The following is a 20,095-nucleotide window of genomic DNA, read 5'->3' as shown; positions in this document are numbered from 1 at the left end:
AAAACTAAAAATCTATCCTAATAACTCCAACAAAGAAAGATCACAATCTGGGGTTTGTTATTTATTTATATCAATTCCAAATAATTTTAATTCTTTCCATTTTATTGTCGCAAATATTTAATACTTTAGCTTAATAATTTGAACGAATGGGAATAATCCTTAAACCAATTGATATTGTAGATGATATTTCACAAGAAGATTTCCGTGAAAAATATCTAAAGCCATGTAAGCCAGTGGTAATCAAGAATATGGCAAGAAAATGGCCTGCCTACCAAAAATGGACGATGGAGTATATGAAAGAAGTAGTAGGAGACGTTGAAGTTCCCCTTTACGACAGTTCCAAAGCAGATCCTGCCGCTCCTATTAATACTCCAACGACGAAAATGCCTTTTAGCGAGTATGTAGACCTGATTCAAAGGGAGCCTACAGATCTAAGAATATTTTTCTTTGATCCTATAAAATTTGCACCCAAACTTCTGGACGATTATGTTCCGCCAAAGAATCTGATGGGAGGATTTTTAGATAAATATCCGAGTATGTTTTTTGGAGGGAAAGGTTCTGTGACCTTCCTTCATTATGATATTGATATGCCGCATATTTTCCATACGCATTTCAATGGAAGGAAACATGTTCTTTTATTTGAATACAAATGGAAATCAAGACTTTATAAACTTCCATATGCTACTTATGCACTGGAAGATTATGATATTGCCAATCCTGATTTTGAGAAATTCCCGGCATTGGATGGTATTGAGGGTATTGAATGCTTCCTTGAACACGGAGATACACTCTTCATGCCTACCGGATGGTGGCACTGGATGAAATATCTGGACGGTTCTTTCTCTATTTCTCTGCGTGCATGGGACAAAAGCTGGGCTGTAAAAGCACATTCTCTTTGGAACCTTGCTGTTCAGCGTAATTTTGATAACTTTATGAAAGGACGATACAAAAAAAGGTATATGGACTGGAAAGAAAGAAAAGCTGTAGAAATAGCGAATAATGCATTAAAAAGAGGGCTTCCCAAATAATAAAAGGCAATTCTAATACATATAAAGAGTGGATGGTTTTACTATAATCATCCATTCTTTTTTTATTTGTAGGCTTTATTTTTTTGAGATATCGTTTAAAATTTAATTAAATTGCATAATACGTTCCCTAATACCCGTGTATATGTTTGAAAAGTTGATCGATAGCTTTGAGAAGCTGTGCCTGCAGATTATTATTGAAATATTGTTGGTTCCGGTAACCATTTTCAAATTGTTTCAGGATCCCCGCCGCTGCTATGATCTTTCTGTACACGAGATGGAAAAAGAAGAAACAGAACGTTTTCACGACTACCTCTCTCCTATCAAGCTTTCCGTTTATACCTCTGTCATTATCTCTGTCCTTTTAATGGATTATGGTGGTGAGCACAATATTATTTCAAAGATCAAGGGATTAAGTATGGTAGAAAAAGCCTTATTCATTTTTCTGATGAATAATGTTACAGCCGTTATTTTCAGCGTTGCTTTATTATGGTACAAAAAGGAAAAAGTAAATACAGTTACTTTCCGTACGCTGTTGTTTTCTTTCATTTATACCACAGTGTATACTTCTACTCCATTTTTTATATTAATCATTTCGGCTATGTTTTTGGGACAAACCCTGAATGTAGAATCCTATCTGGATCATCTTGGTAAAGTGACTGAATATGGAACAAGAGATTATTTTGTTTTTCTTGTTTTTATTATTATTGGAATCATTGGTATATTTAAGCTTTTCAAAGCACTGCACTATATTCTGAAGAATAATTTCAGTTATCATCCTTATGTTGTGTGGTTTTTCACAGTACTCTTTTTTGTTATTCAGCTTTATTTTGCACGAGGATTTACTTAAAATTAATTCTATTTTCAAACATACCAGTCTGTTTATTTTTTACATTTGTAAAAATTTTATACGATGCTCAAACCTCGCGAAAGAATACTAAATACAGCAATGGTTCTCTTCCATAAGCAAGGTTACAACAATACAGGCATCAACCAGATTATTGACGTAGCCGGTGTTTCCAAAGCAAGCTTCTACCAGCATTTTAAATCTAAAGATGATCTTTGTATTGAATTTCTCAACAAAAGATATGATTATTGGGTTTCTGAACTTGAACAATTCACAGCAGAAACAAAAACCGTACAGGAGAAATTTCAAAGATCTTTTGATTTCCTGATTTACATGAATGAAAAAGAAGATTTCAGAGGATGCAGTTTTCTGAATATTTTGTCGGAAATTCCTTCAGATAAGGAAGATGTTCACCATGTGATCCGTACTCATAAAAATAAGCTGAGAGAAAGCTTTAATGATGTTCTTCAAAATGATATGGTTTCAGCTCATATTTATCTTCTTTTTGAAAGTGCCATACTTACCAGCCAGCTTTACAGATCGAATGAATTAATCGAAAAATCAAAAATTATTGTACAGGATATTCTGAACAACTCCCATTAATCTTTCAGCTATGCATATTCCAGATTTTCATTCTTTTTTTAAAACTGATCTTCATTCATTAGCAGAAATTACTTATCCTGTCAAAACTATCCTGCTTGAGGAAGGAAAAGTTTCAGATAAGATGTTCCTTGTAAAAAATGGAGCCTTAAGAGTTTTTTTCTATCAGGATGGAAAAGAACTTACACTGGATTTTATAACAGAAAACCAGGCTGTTTCATCCTTTGACAGCTTCCTGAATGGGATTCCCAGCGATTTTGTTATTGAAACATTGGAAACTACCACAGTCTATGAGCTTCATACTGACACTTTTCATAAGCTCATGGAAAATCAGGAATTCCAGCATACTTTTCATCCGCTTTTTTACAAACGTTTCAGCGAAATCAATAAAAGGCTCATTTCCTTCATTAAAGATTCTCCCCAACAGAGATATGAACAACTTCTCAAAAACAGGCCAGAGCTTCTTCTCCGCTTTCCACAGCATTATATTGCCTCTTATCTTGGAATAACAAGTGTTTCATTGAGCAGAATACGTAACCGGAGATAATTTCTTTACAATTGTTATCGTTCAGCCATTAATCTATAAGGTAATTTTGTTTCAAAATAATAAAGTTATGAAACATTTTATCCAACAGGTATTCAAAGAGGTATTAGAAAATCCGGTATTTGACGAATCATTAATTGAGAAATATTTTTCAAAAGAATACATTCAGCTTGTAGATCATTCCCAACTGAATTATGATCAATTTGTCCTACATATCAAGAAACTCAAAGAAAAAGTGCATGAACAAAAGCTTGAAATCATCAGCTATGCTGAAAACGGTAATATTATATTTACCAATCACATAGCAAAATCCACACTAAAAGACGGAAGTGAAGTTGTGCACAAGGTACTGGCAGAATTTACAATCCACAATCATCAGATTATACGATGTGATGAATTGACTTTACTCGTGGAAGGAGATGAAACTGCAAAAAATTTAGGATCCGAAAGGTAATTAATTACTCTGTGTTTTCTTTTAACAAACAGTTTCCATATTAACAATTCTTAAGAAAACCTTAATTTTCTCTTCAACTTCTTTTCCAAACAGACGTTTAATTTTGTTAAGTTTTTAATCTAATCTAAAGAAAGTGAAGAAAATTTTTACATCTGTTTTATTTTGTGCTTCCTTATTTTTCTATGCACAAACCGGATCTCTTTCCGGAAACATCAATGACGATTCTAAAATTGCCCTGCCTGGAGCCAAAATCTCTTTAAGTCCGGGAAATATTTATACCACATCTGATGAACACGGAAATTTTGTATTTCTCAATGTTCCCCCTGGCAGTTACACCATGAAAATTGATTATCTGGGTTATGGTGTGCATGAATATAATGTGACGGTAGAACCAGAGAAAAATACCCGCCAGAATATCGTTTTCGACAAGAAAGAAACCTCTATTGCAGAAGTTGTAGTCTCCGGCGCTACGTTGAAAAATCAGGCAAGAGCTTTAAACAAGCAAAAAAACAATGCCAATATTACCAATGTGATTTCTTCTGATCAGATCGGGCGTTTTCCTGATGCCAATATCGGAGATGCTTTGAAAAGGGTTCCGGGAATAACAATACAAAACGATCAGGGTGAAGCCAGAAACCTAATCATCAGAGGTCTTGCCCCTAATCTTAATTCGGTTACGTTGAATGGTGACAGAATTCCTTCTGCTGAAGGAGATAACCGTAATGTACAGATGGATTTGATTCCTTCTGATATGATTTCTACCATAGAAGTTAATAAAACCCTGACTCCGGATATGGATGCCGATGCTATCGGTGGTTCTGTAAATCTGATTACCAGAGCTTCCCCGAACGGACAAAGAATTTCAGCAACCGTTGCAGGAGGTTATAATCCTATCCGTGAAAAAGGAAATTACACCGCCGGATTTGTCTATGGAAACCGGTTTTTAGACAAAAAATTAGGGGCTGTATTCAGCTTTTCATATAACAACAACAATTTTGGATCCGATAATATAGAACCCGTATGGAGCCAGGCGAATGATCTTGCACAAACCGTTTATGTAAGCAAGATGGGTGTACGTTATTATAATGAGCACCGTATCAGACATAGTTTTGATCTTAATATGGACTATGAATTCAATTCCAAAAACAAGATCTACGCTTCTGCGATGTACAATTTCAGAAATGATAAAGAAACCAGACTGGCTTTAGGATATAAAATAAAACCGGTCTACAATGCCGATGAAACGGAGATTACAGACTGGAAAGGAAGTATCACAAGACAGAATAAAGGAGGAGATGCTGATAACGACAATACCCGTCTGGAAAAACAAAGAGTTCAGAACTATGCATTAAGAGGTGAACATTTATTAGGATCTAAAGTAGATCTGGACTGGTCAGTAAACTACGCCATCGCCAGTGAAGACAAACCTCATCAGCGTTATATAGAGTTTGAAAACAGCAAGATGAACTTTTCTCCAGATCTTAGCAACCCTGAAAAACCGATGTTCAATCTTCTGGCTGCAGACAATCTGGGCAGTTATAAACTGAGTGATCTTTCGGATGCTAATAACTTTACGCAAGAAAAAGAATTGGGAGCGAAAGTGAATATAAGGTTTCCGTTTTCGGTTATTGATGGCCAGAAAGGTCGTCTTCGTACAGGTTTCCGTATGCGTTTGAAGAAAAAGGAAAGAGAGAATGATTTCTATGCTTTTACTCCGGTCAATAGTATGGGAAGTCTTTTATCTGTACCTACGATCAATCTTGACGGCCAGAACTTCCAGGCTGGAAATTATGTTCCGGGGACTTTTGTGGATCCTGCTTTTCTTGGAAGTTTGGATTTATTCAATCCCAATTTGTTTAAAGGAACCCTGAAGCCAGAAAAGTATCTTTCCAGCAACTACAATGCAAAAGAGCAGATCTATGCAGGTTACATCCGTTGGGATCAGGATTTTAATGATAAATTATCAATGATTGTTGGAGCTCGTATTGAAACAACACAGATTGATTATACCGGAAATTATGTGATGAATGAGAAAGATCTGGTAGGACAAATTAATAACACCAATACGTACACCAATGTACTTCCGAATATCTCCTTCAAATATGTTCCAATGCAGGATCTTGTACTTCGTGCAGCATTTACCACAGCCCTTGCCCGTCCGAATTACTATTCACTGGTTCCGTACCTGAATGTAATTTCAGAAGATGAGATTGTAGCAGCTGGTAATCCTAACCTGAAAGCCACTTATGCCTATAATTTTGATTTTATGGCTGAAAAATATTTCAAGTCTGTCGGAATTCTTTCCGGAGGTATTTTTTATAAAAACCTGAACGATTTTATTTATACCTATTCCAAAAGAAATTATACAGCCAATGATTTCGCCAATGATTTTGCAGGACAAACCAACCCGATCCCTGCCGGAGAAAGCAACTGGAAATTTACCCAGCAACGTAATGGTGATAATGTAGATATCTACGGTTTTGAAGTCGCATTGCAAAGACAACTTGATTTTATCCCAGGAGCTTTCTGGAAAGGGCTTGGAGTTTATGTAAACTATACGTATACAAAATCCAAAGCAAAAGGAATTACTAACGAAGAAGGTATTGAAAGAACAGATGTAGGGCTTCCGGGTGCGGCTCCTCATATGTTCAACGGTTCGCTTTCGTGGGAAAACAAACGATTTTCAGCCAGAATTTCCATGAACTACGCTTCTCATTATATTGATGAGCTTGGCGGCAAAGCGTTTGATGACCGTTATTATGATAAACAATTCTTCCTTGATGCTAATGCTTCCTACAAGATTACAAGTCAGCTTAGAGTTTTTGCAGAAGCCAATAATCTGACCAATCAGCCGTTAAGATACTACCAGGGAATCCAAAGCAGAACTGCCCAGGCCGAATATTACAGACCGAGATTTACAATGGGAGTGAAATTTGATTTTTAAATAAACATGAAAAACATACATTATATATTGGCTCTTTCAGTTTTTCCTTTGGTGATCAACTGTACAGGGCAGAAAGAAGTAATCGAAAAACTAAAACCTGCCATTATTACAGAAACTGTGGTTCATGATACGGATGATCCTGCCATATGGATCAACCCTCAGGATGCTTCCAAAAGTATCATCATCGGAACAGATAAAGATACTGATGGAGGGCTGTACGCCTTTGATCTCAACGGAAAAATCATTAATAAAGTTACAGGACTGAAGCGTCCCAATAACGTTGATATTGAATATAGCTTTGTTCTCCACGGAAAAAAAACAGATATCGCTGCAGTAACGGAAAGAGAGACCAACAAAGTAAAATTATATGCTTTTCCAGATTTGAAAGAAGTAGGAGAAGTCTCTGTATTTGAAGGAGAAACAGAACGTGGTCCAATGGGCGTTTCAATGTATAAAGATCCGAAAACAGGAGAAATATTTGTAATTGTCGGAAGAAAATCCGGTCCGTCTGACGGTTATTTATGGCAGTATAAACTTTCTGAAAAAGATGGTACCATTACAGGAGAAGTTGTCCGCAAATTCGGGAAATACAGCGGCTTAAAAGAGATTGAAAGCATTGCTGTAGATGATGAAATGGGCTATGTTTATTATTCCGATGAGCAGTTTGGAGTCCATAAATATTATGCTGATCCGGGAAAAGGCAATGAAGAGTTATCGGTTTTTGGGAAAGGTGATTTTAAATCTGATGCGGAAGGAATTTCGATTTATCCAACCTCCAAAGGGAAAGGATATATTCTGGTTTCCAATCAGCAGAATGACACGTTCAATGTCTATTTAAGAGAAGACCAATCCAAAGGAAGAATTGCTGAAATTCCGGTTTCTACGTTGGAAAGTGATGGTTCTGAGGTAACGAATGTTAATTTGGGTCCAAAATTCCCGAAAGGAGTTTTTGTGGCGATGAGTAATGGCAGAGTATTTCACTTTTACGACTGGAGAATAGTTGAAAAAGCAATAAAATCAGCCGTGAAAGCTGATAAATAAAATAATCTTTTGAACCATTAAGATTTTAAGAGTATTAAGCTGAGCTACAATGATGAGATTGCTTCACCTTTAATTCGCAATGACAGGTTGCTCATCTTAATACCCTTCACTTTTTCATTTTTCTTAATGGTTTAGATCTTAAAGTTTTTCAACGCAAAGTTTATTTTAAATTCTGTAGTATTTTAAGTGAGCTAAGAAAGAGTTGATTTTCAATCAACCGATGAAGCGAAATATTTATCCATGAGCTTTTTAAGCCGCTTGTCGCAACTCTTTGCTACTTTAAAAGTAAAAAAATTATTCTTCAGACTTTGTGTTTAAGATTTAATTCCATTCTTATAAAATAAAGCGAATCTTAATAATCATCGTTTTTCATACTTCTTACTGAATATGTTTCCTCAGAAATTCCGCAGTATATGATATTTTGTTTTTCAATAGCTCCTGCGGAGTACCTTCAAACAAAACTTCACCACCAAATTTCCCTGCACCTGGCCCCATATCAACAATCCAGTCTGCCTGTGAAATAATATCAAGATTATGCTCTATAACAAGCAGTGTATTATTCTGATCTACAAGACCGTTAAAAAATGTCAGCAGTTTTTGAGTATCACTTGGATGCAGCCCTGTACTAGGTTCATCAAGGATAATGATCTGATTGGTATTTTTCAATTCTCTTGTCAGTTTCAGGCGCTGTCTCTCACCTCCGGAAAAGCTGTCCAGCCTTTGTCCTAATGTCAGATAATCAAGACCTAATTGTATCAGTAGATCAAAATTTTTGAGAACAGATTCTTCCCCAAAAAAGGAAACGGCCTCCAGAACCGTCATATTCATAACTTCTACAATTGTTTTTCCGCTGTACATGTATTGCAGCACATCAGAATCAAAACCTGAACCTCCGCAAACTTCACAGGGCTGTTCAATATCATCCATAAAAGCAAGATCAATTTTTTCTATTCCCAATCCTTTACAGTTTTTACAGGCTCCTTCACTATTCCTGCTAAACAATCTATCTGAAACATGATTAGATTGTGCAAAAAGCTTACGCACACTATCTGATATTCCCAGATAAGTAAGCAAATTAGAACGGGCGCTTGCTGCAAACAGAGATTGATCAATAATGGTCACCTCCGGATAAAGTTCTGGCAGAATACGATTTATCAGAGTACTTTTGCCAGATCCAGCAACTCCTGTTACCACCGTCATTACTCCAGTCGGAATCTGTACGGTCACATTTTTAAGATTATACCTGTTGGCATTTTTAATTTCCAGATAGCCGTCAGGTTTTCTGAATTTTTGTTTTACAAATGGTTTTTCAGCGAAATAAGAACCAGTTTTACCTGCCGAATTTTTTAAATTTTTAAAAGTTCCGTTATACACCACTTCTCCTCCATTTCTTCCTGAACCTGGGCCTATATCAATCACGCGGTCTGCCATTTTTATCAGATCCGGATCATGTTCTACGATTAAAACAGAGTTTCCTTTATCTCTGATCTGCTGTATGATAGTGATAATATTTTGCAGATCTTTTGGATGAAGGCCAATACTTGGTTCATCAAAAATATATAAAAGGTCTATCAGGCTGTTTCCCAGACTCCGAACCATTTTTATACGCTGAGATTCTCCTCCGGAAAGCGTATTGGTACTTCTATCCAGAGTCAGATACTGCAATCCGATCGTAATGATATTCTGCAGCTTTGCGGAAAGTTCTTTGATGACGACTTCGTATTGTTTTGAATCCAGCGAAGTAATAAACTCAAGCAGTTCGTCCACAGAAAGAGCCATACAGTCTGCAATATTTTTTCCTTCGACCTTACAGGACAGGATTTTTTCATTCAACCGTTTTCCACGGCATGACGGGCAGGTTTTTGTGATCACAATATTCTTCAGGGCATCTTTTCTTGTGATATTTTCTTTGGAATCTTTTTTCAGAAACGCTTTTTCAATCCTTGGAATGATACCTTCGTATTTTACCGTTTTTCCCCAGTCTTTATGTGGATGTTTAGGTTTGTGTTCCTGCGCATAGAGCAAAATTTCCCATTCCTTATTGGTGAAATCCTTTAATTTTTTATCGTTATCGAAATAGCCAGACATCGTATATCTTGTTAATCGCCATCCACCCGGCTGAAAAGTCGGGAAACGGACAGCACCTTCGTGTAAAGATTTATCGCGGTCAATTAAAGCATTCACATTCAATGTCTGAACAAAACCTAACCCTTCACATTCAGGGCACATTCCCTGGGGGTGATTAAATGAAAAAACATTGGAATATCCTACAAAAGGCTCTCCCATTCTTGAAAACAGCAGTCTTAAAGAAGCAGACACATCGGCAGCCGTTCCCACCGTAGATCTGGCATTCCCTCCTAACCGCTTCTGATTGATGATGATAGGAACATTTAAATTTTCAATTTTATCCACATCCGACACACCATAATGCTGCAAACGGTTTCTGATAAAACTGTTCTGGGTTTCATTGATCTGTCTTTGGGCTTCAGCCCCGATAGTTTCAAAAACCAAAGATGATTTTCCGGATCCTGATACTCCAGTAAAAACTACGATCTTATATTTTGGAATTTTTATGGAAATATTTTTGAGATTATTCTGCCGGGCATTGGTAATTTCTATATTTTCCATGATAAAAATGTTTAACTTTGTTAATAATTAACTAAGTTAAGTATATTTCTCATGAAACGCATTGAAAAAGAATTTTTTAACACATTTACTGATTTCCAATGTCTTATTCTGGCTCATATGAATCGAGGTGACATTAACGGAGTAACTGCCGCCCATTATAATATTATTGAATTTATTATGAGAAAAGGAACAGCAACAGGCAGAGAAATATCAATGGCATTCAATATCAGCCAGGCAGCTATCTCCAAGCAGCTGAAATTTCTGATTAGTAGTGATTTGATTATTAAGAAACAGCAAGAAACAGATCACAGAAAATACAATCTTTCGGTAACAGATAAAGGAAGATTTATCATAGAAAATTCAGAGACTTTCCGTAAAAACATTACCAAACAGACGGCTTCTATACTGACTTCTAAAGAATTGGAAAATTTCAATTATCTGTTAAAAAAATTACTGAATCATGTAAAATTGTAATAGTTTTCTCCTATTTAAAGGTCCCAAACACCCTATCCCAGATAGAAGTATAAAATCCAAAATTTTTGCTTTCATCCATATGATGCTGATTATGAAATCTTGTTGTTCCTACAAAGAAACGGTCAAAAGAAGACGGAAAAAATTCTCTGTTTAAATGTCCTATGGTTCCCCAAATAAGATTGAGCAAAAGATATATTGAAATGGAAACTACAGAAAAATCATAGCCAATGAGTAAAGCCAGCATCATTAATCCAAATCCTATGGTTTCGAAAGGATGCAGTACAAAAAGGCTTAAAAAATTGGTACTGACATGCTCATGATGTTTTCCATGCAAAGTTTTATAGATGAAAGGTAAATGGGCTGCAAAATGAAAGAAATACATCAGAAGATCCATCAAAAGAAGCAAAGCAGCAACTTCCACTATTATTCCAAATGTGGATTGAGCTTCTCTCAGCACAATCCATCCGTTTTTCCATAAGAAAGCACCTATTAAAAGTACCAAACTGTTACATAATACAGTCAGCAGACTGAGATAAAAATCAGATCTGGTGACAGGATGATTTTTCTCCTGTAACTGGCTTTTATGGCAAGTTTTTTCAATAAAAACATATAAGCCTATGGAAAACAAATACAGAAAAATATTAATGATCAGACTGAATATAATCCATTCTGGCCAGGAAAACTGCCAAAAAATATCCAAATAACCGGAAAGTTCTGTTTGATTAAAATTCATAAGTCCTTCATCCTTCAGCTTGATGTCATAAAGGTATGAATTTCATAGTGAAATCTACCGATAAAGTGCATTCCGGATACTATTTCTGTCTTGCCTTTCTTCTGAGCTCCCGCAATCTTGATGTGAGTTTTTTTCTTAAATCATTATGATATTCGCGGTAGTTTTTGATGCTGTTCTCAAGATTCTTTTTATTCAACAGATACTCATCATACAAATGTCTGAGTTCTGAAATCTGATTAATCACATCCGAAGGCTGGCTTTCAGGATCTTCCGCAGCTTCTATCAGCAGACGGTAATATTCAACACGGCTGGTCAGGTTCATATGAAGTTTTGGCTCTATTCCCTGCATGATCTTATTATTTTATTGATTTTCTGAATAAGTAAAACGGCAAGAAGTCTTATCCTTATACTATTCGATATATTATTTTTTATTATTAAATAACCTTTTTAAATTTCTTTTTTTAAACGATTAAGATTGTATTAAGGTCTTAAGATTATTAAGATAAGCTTCGCCTTAATTTAAAATCAGAATGATTGACCTTAACGCTGCTTTAATTCTTTAAAATTCTTAATGGTTTAAAAATAGATATCCATTTTCACATAGCTGAAATGTAACGACTTTTTATATTTTCTATCCAAATTCTATTTCTCCATCATAACCGGAGGAACATCACTCTGATATAAAATCTTAACACTTCCATTTTTTTCCTGGCTTGCAGATTTGAAATAACCTCCGTTAAGGGCAGAAGAAATAAGGGTTTCGTTAGGATCACCCAAAGATAATAATGGGAGTCCGGCAAATTCATTGACACTAATCTGTGGAGAAATTCCGTTGCTGTATTCTCCGGCTCCATTGGCATTGAATACTTTATAGATTACCGGATGAATCTGCCATGAAATTTTTCTTGGCTTACGTTTATCTTCCACTACAAATCCTGCCATATCTTTTCCCAGTGTAACATCTCCAATCTGAATGACCTGCATATAAAGTTTCAGGTTGTTTACAACAATTTCGGCTGCAGATGCTGTACTATTCGATGTAAGAATAAATACTTTCTGTAATCCCAACGCATTCGCACGCAAGGTTGTAAAGTCTAAAGCTTTTGGGTCATAAGCGATTTGCTGGGCAAATGTTCTCTTTACCTCACCCCCATTTTTATTTCCTTTAAAAATAATGAATGGCGAGCCAGATGATAATCCTGAAGGAATCAATGAACAGAGTGCAGCAGCAGATGATACCGAACCTCCATAATTGTAGCGGAGATCGAGTATCAGCTCCTGAACTCCGGCAGCTTTTAATTCTCCAAACTTTTGATACAATGTCTGGGTCATTCCGTCCGGAAAATCATAGATATACAGATATCCTATTTTTTTACCGTTTTTCTCAAAAACCTTAGATAATACAGGTTGTTCAAATGAGAAACCATAGTAAACCGTGATATTTTTTTCGTCAGCTACTACTCCATTTTGCCATTTCCCGACGGTAAGCTCTACTACGGTCTGATCTTTAATAGAGGAAGCCATTGTTTCAGCATTCGCAGCTGTCATTGCTTTTCCATTGATTTTGGTAATGATCATTCCTCTTTCCAGCCCGGAATTGAAAGCCGGAGAGTTTTGCAGAACCAGCTTCACAACGGTAACTACTTCATTATTGGCAAGCTGAACAACAGAGTAATCAAACCCGTACATATTTCTGATAGAACGCGGATAGGTAGAAGAATCTTCAGTATTAACCATAAAAGAAAACCGATCCTTGGGAGAAAGCAGACTTTTGAAAAAATCTTTAACGGGAAGCTGATAATCTGGCTTTGAAGGCATTTCATCTGCCCAATAATAATACCGTTTCATACTGTCCTGAACCCAAAGATTAACGGATTCTGTGCTTCCTTCCGGAAAAACGGGTGCGCCTTCGTCATTATTATTCGTACACGAAATGAGAAAGGCTGCGATGGCAATGCATTGAAGTTTTAAAAAATTTTTCATACGCAATTACAGATATTCTGCTACATCTATATCTCCTTTTACTACCCATTCTCCATTCTCCATTTTTTCCTGAAGGACAATCATATTGGCACCTGTGTGCTGTTTTATTTTCACCTGAATCATTTTAGATCCGGCGTAAGGTTCTGTAGCTCCCGATTTATACAGTTCCAAATATACGGGAGCGGTAGAGCTGTAAAAATTATAGATTTTCACTGCTGTGAAATTGTCTTTCCCGATATTGTCAAATTCTGCCAGTACAACTCCATTATCTCTTTTCAAAATACCTTTTACGTTTTTCAATGAGGTTCCGGACAATTCACCCAGATTGGGAAAAATAAATTCAAAACCTACTTTCCCCAGATTAACCTGCGGTTTTACGGCATAAGTCTGCAGATAAATTCCTGGAAGATTAAAAAAGTTCAGGGTTTTAAAATCATTTATATTGTCATAGGTAATATTGTATTTTGCGATTTCGGTGCCTGTTTCACTGTTGTAAACAGACAATTTATTGGTTTCTCCCTGATCCAGGACAAACTGAAGCTGGGTTTCTATTTTATTGGTATAAGACGTCTTACCGTCAATGGATACAGGCTGCCCGTTGAACCTCAGCTGAACAGCATCAGGCTTGGAAAACCCTTTGATAGTAATCTCTCCTGGTTTCTGTACTTTATCATACAACTCCATCGTGTTGCTGTCTGTACATGAAAAAAGTACGGTAAAAAATAGTAGTAATGCAAAGATTTTATTCATCTTTCTTCAATTATTTCATGGTAAAACTTTAAAATATTGCCCAACCCATCGGCTGGGCAATATATAATTATAAAAAAACTAGTTGGATATGTTCTGGATAGCGTTTTTCAGGTGATATCCATTATTGTATTTAAAATTTCTGGTGTTTCTAAAGTCAGTTTCTAAGGGTGAAGCTTTATTTTTTAATAAATTTCAGTCTTTCTGTAGTCTTTCCGTCTGTAATTTCAGCGATATATGCTCCTGATGTAAGACTTGCTACATGAATTGCTTTTGAATACTGAGCGGTAATCATTTTTTGTCCAGCAGCATTGTAAATATTCACTACAGTTGTATTTTCCTTCAATGCAGGATTAAGCTGTAGTACTAAAGATTCTTTTACCGGATTTTCTGCTATTTGTGTAAGTGTTTTGTTTCCTTTTACATCCTTAGTTCCTAAAAATGCCGTAGCATAAATTCCTATTTCATCAATATTGATATTCTGAATATTATTTCCGCTTGCTTTTCTGTTCGCCCACATTCCGATATAGATTTTCTTTCCTGCGAAAGCAGAAAGATCTACAAGAGATTGTACAAACTCGGTAAGATCTGCCGGAAACGGATTGGCTGAGTCTCCTACCTGTATTTTATAAAGACTCTGAACATCGTTACCACCTGCATCTACTGTCATAGCCTGAAAATCAGCTAATGTAGGAACTTCTTTCTGCGGAGTGCTTATATAGATAAAAAGGTCTCTGGCAACAATTGTGTGGGTAGTTCTCTGTCTTCCGATATTGGCAGCCAAAGTAACAGTACCCGCAGTGTTCGTAAGATCAATCTGAGGAGAAATGATCCAGTCATTTTCTGTAGTAAATCCTGTAGCATTACCGGTTGGTACTACACTGATGGAATGACGAAGAACACCTGTAGTTCCATAGGTTAAAGTCGTTCCATTGTGGTAGATGTTTTGTCCCTGCACCCATCCGTTACCGTTGCTGTTCAGATCATGGAACGTCCATCCCTGTAGGTCAGCAGGCGTATCAAAAGAATTTCCCCAAACCAGAGTCTGCGCTGCAGCAAGGTGGGATAAAAACAGAACAGATGATAAAATTATTTTTTTCATAATGCTGATTATTAATATTTTTGAAGTAAAAGCAAGGAATCAGCTTTCGCTGTTCCCTGCTTTTTAAAGTTTTTTATTATTCTACAATCGTGAAATTGTATTTTGTCCAAAGTCCCTGGAAGTTTCCACAGTTTCTTGGAGATACATTCCAGCTTCCTTCGTTGAAGAACGGCTGGCTCATACCCCATAGAGATGCAGGAGTACCCGTTAATAGGTTAGCAGCTGGGATTCCCGCAGTTCCTGTACCAGTCACTGAAGTACCAAATCCGTGGATCTGGATCGTGTTATATGCTGAAGCTGAAGAAAGTTCAGAACCTGTACCTTCTACTTTGATTCCCACAGGATATCCTGTCACTACAGCGTTATTTAATGTTAATCTTCCGTGTCTTCTGATGTGGATACCGTTTTCATACAAAGCTCCCTGAGTAGAGTTTTTAGTACCGATGATCGTAAGATTGTTGATCACAGGGTGAGTCAATAATGATGTAGAAGAACCGTCTGCATTGTTATCAAGCTCGATACCGTTAGAATCCGGGCTAGATCCGCTAAGACTGTGCGTAGAATTGTAATCTGCTAAAGCAAGAGCACAAGTAATAGTTCCTGTATATCCATTATCAAAGTCGAAGTTATCATCATCTGCTGCGAAAGAAACAAGGTTTGAAGCGTTTACAGTACCACCGAAGAATTCAAAAGAGTCATCTTTCCCGAAAGATACCTGAATATGATCTAAAGTAGTTCCATTTCCAACACCTCCTAAAGTAAGACCATTGATTTCATTTCCTGAATTCGGAGCCAAAAGGTCATATCCTGCAAACTCAATACGTACATATTTCAATGTTCCACCGTTGTGAGAAGCGTTTGTACCTCCGTAATAGAAATCAGGACCAGATAATCCTTCAATTGTTTTAGTGAAAGGAGTGTTGGTAGGAGCATCTCCTAAGATAATCACCCCTCCGAAATCACCAGGAGCAGCAGTTGTATCTTCATTTCCGTCTAACAATTTGTAGCTTGTGAAAATGATTGGCTGAGCTTCTGTACCTGCTGCGTTGATTTTTCCTGTTTTAGCAATTACCAAAACTCCTGTAGCGGTATTGCTTGAATTTGGTTTTGCTTTAATGAATGTACCCGGCTGGATTGTTAATGTAGCACCATCTTTTACGGTTACAACTCCATCTAATTCTACTACACCACTCCATGTAGTATTGGTAGTAATAGCACCACTTACGCTGGTTACCGGAAGCGCAGAAGCGGTAAGGTATTCAGCAGAAGTAGATTTCATTTCGAATGGAGATGATGAATCCGCCAGTTGATCGTGTTGACAAGCTGTAAGAGATAATGCTGCCACTGCAATTAGAGTTAGTCTTTTCATTGTTATAATTTTTAGTACAATCCGGTCGTATTATTTTTATACCAGATCAGTTTTTTAATATTCAGGAATATCTTCCTCTTTATTCCTTCGATTTGTTTTTTGGTGTTCATCCCATCGCCGCAGGAGGAGCTGCTTTGTGGGAGTTCCCATGATATCCGTTAATGCCTGGGAAAAGCAGTTAACGTCCGGTTTTTTCTTAACTGTACTGTTGTGCGCATCATCAGTATTTTTTCAGTCTTTAATCAGGTTCCCGAAACCTGTACGCCTCTATCTTAAGAGCTCTTTTTATATGGTATTGTTTGGTGTCTTATTTTTAAAAAGTATAGTTTACACTTAGGCTGAACATTCTTCCGCTGTATGCTCTGAACATAATCTTATCAATATTTTTATCATACTTATCTGTAGCTCCCGGAAGAAGATCCCAAGCTTCTCTTTCTGTTCCTACATTACTTCCGCCTCCGTTTTTTGCAGCGAGATAAGAATTGAAGTTGTTATAATATTCCTTTACCCTGTTGAAGAGATTCCTTACATTAAATTTCACTTCAAAATTTCTGTTTCGAAGGAATTTATATGAGATCTGAGCATCTGCCACTGCATAAGGACGTTGAATTTCCTCTCCTTTATAAGCATATCCAACTGTGATGTACTGGTCTCCTTTTGCGTTATACAAAAAGCTCATCCCAAAACGGTTTCCGTCATAGACAAGTCCAAGATTGTAAGCATAAGGTGTTTGTCCGTAAAGCGGTCGTTTTACTTCGTAGGTATCGTCATTATCTCCTGTTTTATACAGGTCTTTAAAAGCCACTACTTTGGTATGGTTATAGGTAAAGTTTCCGCTTATGAAAAGCTTTTCAAGAAAAGTTCCATCAGCAATAAAACCTAAGCTTTTTCTTACTTCTGCTTCTACTCCTATCAGTTTTGCATTTTTTGAATTTCCATTGTACAGAAATAGATTTCCTTCACTTGAAATATGACCTTCACGTTCAATGGGTCTGTCAATATTCTTGTAATACAATCCTGCAGAAAATATCTCGCCCAGCCCTGGAAACCATTCAAACTTGAAATCATAATTATTGATTACTGATGAACTTAATTCCGTATTGTAGATCAACCCATTAGCGATAGGATCGAAATAGGGCAATCCTGTTCTTTCATTGAATTGAGGGCGGATAACAGATTTGTTGTAGGCAAGCCTTAGGTTTATTTTATTGGTAGGACTGTACGTAAAATTCACAGAAGGCATCCATTGCCAAGGTTTATCATCTATAGCCGTTCTCATGATGTATTTGGAATCGGTAGGATCCAGCTGCTGAGAAATCATATCGTACTTAAAATATTCTGCACGAAGTCCCCAGACTAATCTTAATTTTTTCCAACGGTTATCAAACATCACAAAAACCGCATGCTGATTCACTTCCCCTTCATACTTATCATTTTTATACAATCCTCTGGTTTCCCAGCCAATACCACCCGGAACATAATGGGAACCATTAAACCAGTCAGCAAGAGAACCATACATCGTCAAATAGTTCTTCTCGCTATTCGGAACGTTCCGGTTTTCGTCAACACGAAGAAAAAATTTCTGCTGTTGGTTGGTATTGTTTTTTATAGCTCCGGCATATCCGGTTTTGATGGTATTTTTAAAACTTCCGGCATCCATATCCCACTTCACAGAAGCACCATAGTTGTAATCTGTTTCTCTGTTTTCAATATATCCTCTGTAGAAGTCTGCTCCGGAGTTGTAGATCTTATGAAACGTCAGAATTTCATTTCCAATAAAATCATATCGGGTAATATACTGTGTGTAATCTTTGGTATCAGAAGCCACTCCTGTACGTGCTGCAAACCAGCTTACTTCTGCATTTCCTATTTTATGGTTTCCTTCTAATTTATTTTGTAAAAGGGTCTGAAAAATGGGGTAATTGGTATTATCGGTATAAGGTCTGTCTAAGTTTTTGATCTGCGCAGGATCATTATTAGGGATAATTCCGTGGTAAAAATAATTATAGGCTAATTCTGCGTTAGCTGCCATTCCACTTCCGGTTGAGTATTCATTCCATCCTGTTACTCTTGTCAGCGTATTGTCGAAAATATGGGTGTAGGAATTACGGAATGAGATTCTGTTTTTTCCAAATTGGTATCCGAAATTCAACATCCCAGCCAGCGTAGAATTATAGTTATAGGAAGCTCCGCTGTTTTTGAAATTATAGAATGGAATCTGTCCGTTCGCATCCGGCATTCCTGTTGTATCAAGCCAGTTTCCTCTTCCTGTGTGGTCAATATCCAGTTTATTTTGCTCATTTCTGATGACAAATGCTCCTGCAAATCCCCATTTATTATTATTTTTAAGGGCATATGTTCTTCCTACTGCCAGCTGTATATTAGATCCCATATCACCTCTTGTCTTATAGGTGCTGAAATTGTCATTGGTAAACTGTTTAGATTGCTCAAAAAATTTGGGGTCTGTCCAGTTTACAGGTTCAAGTCTTCTTGGAAAATCTCTTGTTCCGTCATCATATCCAAAATAATCATACTTTCCGCGCTTACGGGTCAGAAATTCTTTGAATGCCGACTGATCATTATAAGAAGTTCCCATCGTTACCGTTGTAAAGTTTTCATTGGGAATATCTTTCGTTCTTACTTCCACATATCCTCCTGCAAAGCTGGCATTCATATCCGGAGTGGCAGATTTGCTTACCACCACACTTTCTACCATTGCGGTAGGAATGATATCAAACGAAAAATTCTGGCTGTAGGCTTCCGTACTTGGCAGGTTGATACCGTCCATAGCTGCAGTGTTCCAACGTTCTCCCATGGATCTTACAACAACATATTTATTATCAATAGTAGTGATTCCTGTTACTCTTTTCAGTGTTCCTCCCACATCGCTGTCCGGAGTTTTGGAAATCTGTTCTGCAGAAATACCATCACTCATCTGAGCTGCTTTTTTCTGCTGGGCAAGAAGTCCTGCCTGGGTATCTGCTTTACGTGCTGCTGTAATCACAACTTCTTTAATATCCGTGATTTTATCCGAAGCTTTGTTTAATGCAAATGAAACTGAATTGGTTTCTTTATTGGTAACGGATAGTTTTTCAACCCTCAGCGTATTATATTTAGGAGCTTTTATGGTCAGATTATAAGTTCCTGAAGGAAGATCAACCGTAAAATCTCCATTATTATCTGTTATGACGGTTTTTTGAGCGATATTCACTTCTGCTCCGGTAATAGGATTTCCTACCTCATCTACTATTTTACCGGAAATTCGTCCGTTTCCCGGTACTGAAATATTTGAGCTTTCATATTTTATCGAAATAAGATCACCATGCAGGCGGTAAATCACAGGAAGTCCATTGGTAATATCCTTCAGACAGTTGTTCACGGAAGTATTTTCACATTTCACTCCTCTTACCTTCAGCTCTTTAATATCTACCTTGGAGTAAGCCAGTCTCATCCCTGTTTTTCCAGCAAATTCTTCCAAAACTTCAATCAACGGTCTGTTGGCAGGTACGGAAAATGTTACTTTCTGAACCAGCTCCTGAGCTTCTGCGGCTACAGTAAAAAATAAGGCTGCTATGGTAATCCCACATTTCAAACTTTTCATACT

General features: G+C 36.9%; 16 protein-coding genes. 8 read left to right on the top strand and 8 right to left on the bottom strand.

The window, feature by feature from the left end:
• Positions 1-146 precede the first annotated feature (146 nt).
• The 7 genes from ACM6F9_RS16230 to ACM6F9_RS16200 all read left to right on the top strand — a co-directional run bounded on the left by ACM6F9_RS16230 (position 147) and on the right by ACM6F9_RS16200 (position 7,455).
• The gene (locus tag ACM6F9_RS16230; RefSeq protein WP_121487500.1) at positions 147-1,028 is read left to right on the top strand and encodes a cupin-like domain-containing protein; all 882 of its coding nucleotides are present in this window, start codon (positions 147-149) and stop codon (positions 1,026-1,028) included.
• A 142-nt stretch (positions 1,029-1,170) separates the two neighbouring features.
• A complete protein-coding gene (locus ACM6F9_RS16225) occupies positions 1,171-1,875 on the top strand; it encodes a hypothetical protein (protein WP_414846670.1) in 705 nt (234 codons plus the stop codon).
• Positions 1,876-1,938: 63 nt separating this feature from the next.
• Positions 1,939-2,475: a TetR/AcrR family transcriptional regulator gene (locus ACM6F9_RS16220; protein WP_414846669.1), complete on the top strand. Its 537-nt coding sequence runs from the start codon at positions 1,939-1,941 to the stop codon at positions 2,473-2,475.
• Between the two features lie 10 nt (positions 2,476-2,485).
• Positions 2,486-3,019 (top strand): Crp/Fnr family transcriptional regulator, encoded by a 534-nt coding sequence (locus ACM6F9_RS16215; protein ID WP_414846668.1) that lies wholly within the window; start codon positions 2,486-2,488, stop codon positions 3,017-3,019.
• Between the two features lie 67 nt (positions 3,020-3,086).
• Positions 3,087-3,470, top strand: coding sequence for a hypothetical protein (locus ACM6F9_RS16210; protein WP_414846667.1), 384 nt, complete (start codon positions 3,087-3,089; stop codon positions 3,468-3,470).
• A 133-nt stretch (positions 3,471-3,603) separates the two neighbouring features.
• Positions 3,604-6,414, top strand: a complete 2,811-nt coding sequence (locus ACM6F9_RS16205; protein WP_414846666.1) for a TonB-dependent receptor — start codon at positions 3,604-3,606, stop codon at positions 6,412-6,414.
• A 6-nt stretch (positions 6,415-6,420) separates the two neighbouring features.
• Entirely contained in the window at positions 6,421-7,455 is a 1,035-nt protein-coding gene (locus ACM6F9_RS16200) for a phytase (RefSeq protein WP_414846665.1), read from the top strand.
• A gap of 378 nt (positions 7,456-7,833) precedes the next feature.
• Here ACM6F9_RS16200 and ACM6F9_RS16195 read toward each other — a convergent pair whose 3' ends face one another.
• Positions 7,834-10,083 carry an ATP-binding cassette domain-containing protein gene (locus tag ACM6F9_RS16195; protein WP_414846664.1) on the bottom strand — a complete coding sequence of 750 codons (2,250 nt, stop codon included), beginning with the start codon at positions 10,081-10,083 and terminating at the stop codon, positions 7,834-7,836.
• 51 nt (positions 10,084-10,134) lie between these two features.
• On the opposite strand from ACM6F9_RS16195, the gene ACM6F9_RS16190 reads away from it, so the two are divergent.
• Positions 10,135-10,557, top strand: a complete 423-nt coding sequence (locus tag ACM6F9_RS16190) for a MarR family winged helix-turn-helix transcriptional regulator (protein WP_414846663.1) — start codon at positions 10,135-10,137, stop codon at positions 10,555-10,557.
• Positions 10,558-10,567: 10 nt separating this feature from the next.
• Here ACM6F9_RS16190 and ACM6F9_RS16185 read toward each other — a convergent pair whose 3' ends face one another.
• The 7 genes from ACM6F9_RS16185 to ACM6F9_RS16155 all read right to left on the bottom strand — a co-directional run bounded on the left by ACM6F9_RS16185 (position 10,568) and on the right by ACM6F9_RS16155 (position 20,092).
• A complete protein-coding gene (locus ACM6F9_RS16185) occupies positions 10,568-11,290 on the bottom strand; it encodes a sterol desaturase family protein (RefSeq protein WP_414846662.1) in 723 nt (240 codons plus the stop codon).
• 79 nt (positions 11,291-11,369) lie between these two features.
• Positions 11,370-11,639: a hypothetical protein gene (locus ACM6F9_RS16180; protein ID WP_414846661.1), complete on the bottom strand. Its 270-nt coding sequence runs from the start codon at positions 11,637-11,639 to the stop codon at positions 11,370-11,372.
• A gap of 293 nt (positions 11,640-11,932) precedes the next feature.
• Positions 11,933-13,273 (bottom strand): S41 family peptidase, encoded by a 1,341-nt coding sequence (locus ACM6F9_RS16175; RefSeq protein ID WP_414846660.1) that lies wholly within the window; start codon positions 13,271-13,273, stop codon positions 11,933-11,935.
• Between the two features lie 6 nt (positions 13,274-13,279).
• On the bottom strand, positions 13,280-14,023 hold the full coding sequence (locus ACM6F9_RS16170; RefSeq protein WP_414846659.1) for a hypothetical protein: 744 nt from the start codon (positions 14,021-14,023) through the stop codon (positions 13,280-13,282).
• Positions 14,024-14,198: 175 nt separating this feature from the next.
• Positions 14,199-15,122, bottom strand: a complete 924-nt coding sequence (locus ACM6F9_RS16165; RefSeq protein WP_414846658.1) for a T9SS type A sorting domain-containing protein — start codon at positions 15,120-15,122, stop codon at positions 14,199-14,201.
• A gap of 76 nt (positions 15,123-15,198) precedes the next feature.
• Positions 15,199-16,491 carry a hypothetical protein gene (locus ACM6F9_RS16160; RefSeq protein WP_414846657.1) on the bottom strand — a complete coding sequence of 431 codons (1,293 nt, stop codon included), beginning with the start codon at positions 16,489-16,491 and terminating at the stop codon, positions 15,199-15,201.
• Positions 16,492-16,804: 313 nt separating this feature from the next.
• Positions 16,805-20,092 carry a TonB-dependent receptor domain-containing protein gene (locus tag ACM6F9_RS16155; RefSeq protein WP_414846656.1) on the bottom strand — a complete coding sequence of 1,096 codons (3,288 nt, stop codon included), beginning with the start codon at positions 20,090-20,092 and terminating at the stop codon, positions 16,805-16,807.
• Between the last annotated feature and the right edge of the window lie 3 nt (positions 20,093-20,095).

It is taken from the genome of Chryseobacterium sp. IT-36CA2, assembly GCF_949767875.1.
Classification (GTDB): domain Bacteria; phylum Bacteroidota; class Bacteroidia; order Flavobacteriales; family Weeksellaceae; genus Chryseobacterium.
The sequence above is the reverse complement of the archived record's forward strand: the minus strand, read 5'-3'. Positions and strand labels throughout refer to the sequence as shown.

Coding starts and splice junctions, on each gene's coding strand:
- ACM6F9_RS16230 (WP_121487500.1), top strand. CDS start 147: ATGGGAATAATCCTTAAACCAATTGATATTGTAGATGATATTTCACAA.
- ACM6F9_RS16225 (WP_414846670.1), top strand. CDS start 1,171: ATGTTTGAAAAGTTGATCGATAGCTTTGAGAAGCTGTGCCTGCAGATT.
- ACM6F9_RS16220 (WP_414846669.1), top strand. CDS start 1,939: ATGCTCAAACCTCGCGAAAGAATACTAAATACAGCAATGGTTCTCTTC.
- ACM6F9_RS16215 (WP_414846668.1), top strand. CDS start 2,486: ATGCATATTCCAGATTTTCATTCTTTTTTTAAAACTGATCTTCATTCA.
- ACM6F9_RS16210 (WP_414846667.1), top strand. CDS start 3,087: ATGAAACATTTTATCCAACAGGTATTCAAAGAGGTATTAGAAAATCCG.
- ACM6F9_RS16200 (WP_414846665.1), top strand. CDS start 6,421: ATGAAAAACATACATTATATATTGGCTCTTTCAGTTTTTCCTTTGGTG.
- ACM6F9_RS16195 (WP_414846664.1), bottom strand. CDS start 10,083: ATGGAAAATATAGAAATTACCAATGCCCGGCAGAATAATCTCAAAAAT.
- ACM6F9_RS16190 (WP_414846663.1), top strand. CDS start 10,135: ATGAAACGCATTGAAAAAGAATTTTTTAACACATTTACTGATTTCCAA.
- ACM6F9_RS16185 (WP_414846662.1), bottom strand. CDS start 11,290: ATGAATTTTAATCAAACAGAACTTTCCGGTTATTTGGATATTTTTTGG.
- ACM6F9_RS16180 (WP_414846661.1), bottom strand. CDS start 11,639: ATGCAGGGAATAGAGCCAAAACTTCATATGAACCTGACCAGCCGTGTT.
- ACM6F9_RS16175 (WP_414846660.1), bottom strand. CDS start 13,273: ATGAAAAATTTTTTAAAACTTCAATGCATTGCCATCGCAGCCTTTCTC.
- ACM6F9_RS16170 (WP_414846659.1), bottom strand. CDS start 14,023: ATGAATAAAATCTTTGCATTACTACTATTTTTTACCGTACTTTTTTCA.
- ACM6F9_RS16165 (WP_414846658.1), bottom strand. CDS start 15,122: ATGAAAAAAATAATTTTATCATCTGTTCTGTTTTTATCCCACCTTGCT.
- ACM6F9_RS16160 (WP_414846657.1), bottom strand. CDS start 16,491: ATGAAAAGACTAACTCTAATTGCAGTGGCAGCATTATCTCTTACAGCT.
- ACM6F9_RS16155 (WP_414846656.1), bottom strand. CDS start 20,092: ATGAAAAGTTTGAAATGTGGGATTACCATAGCAGCCTTATTTTTTACT.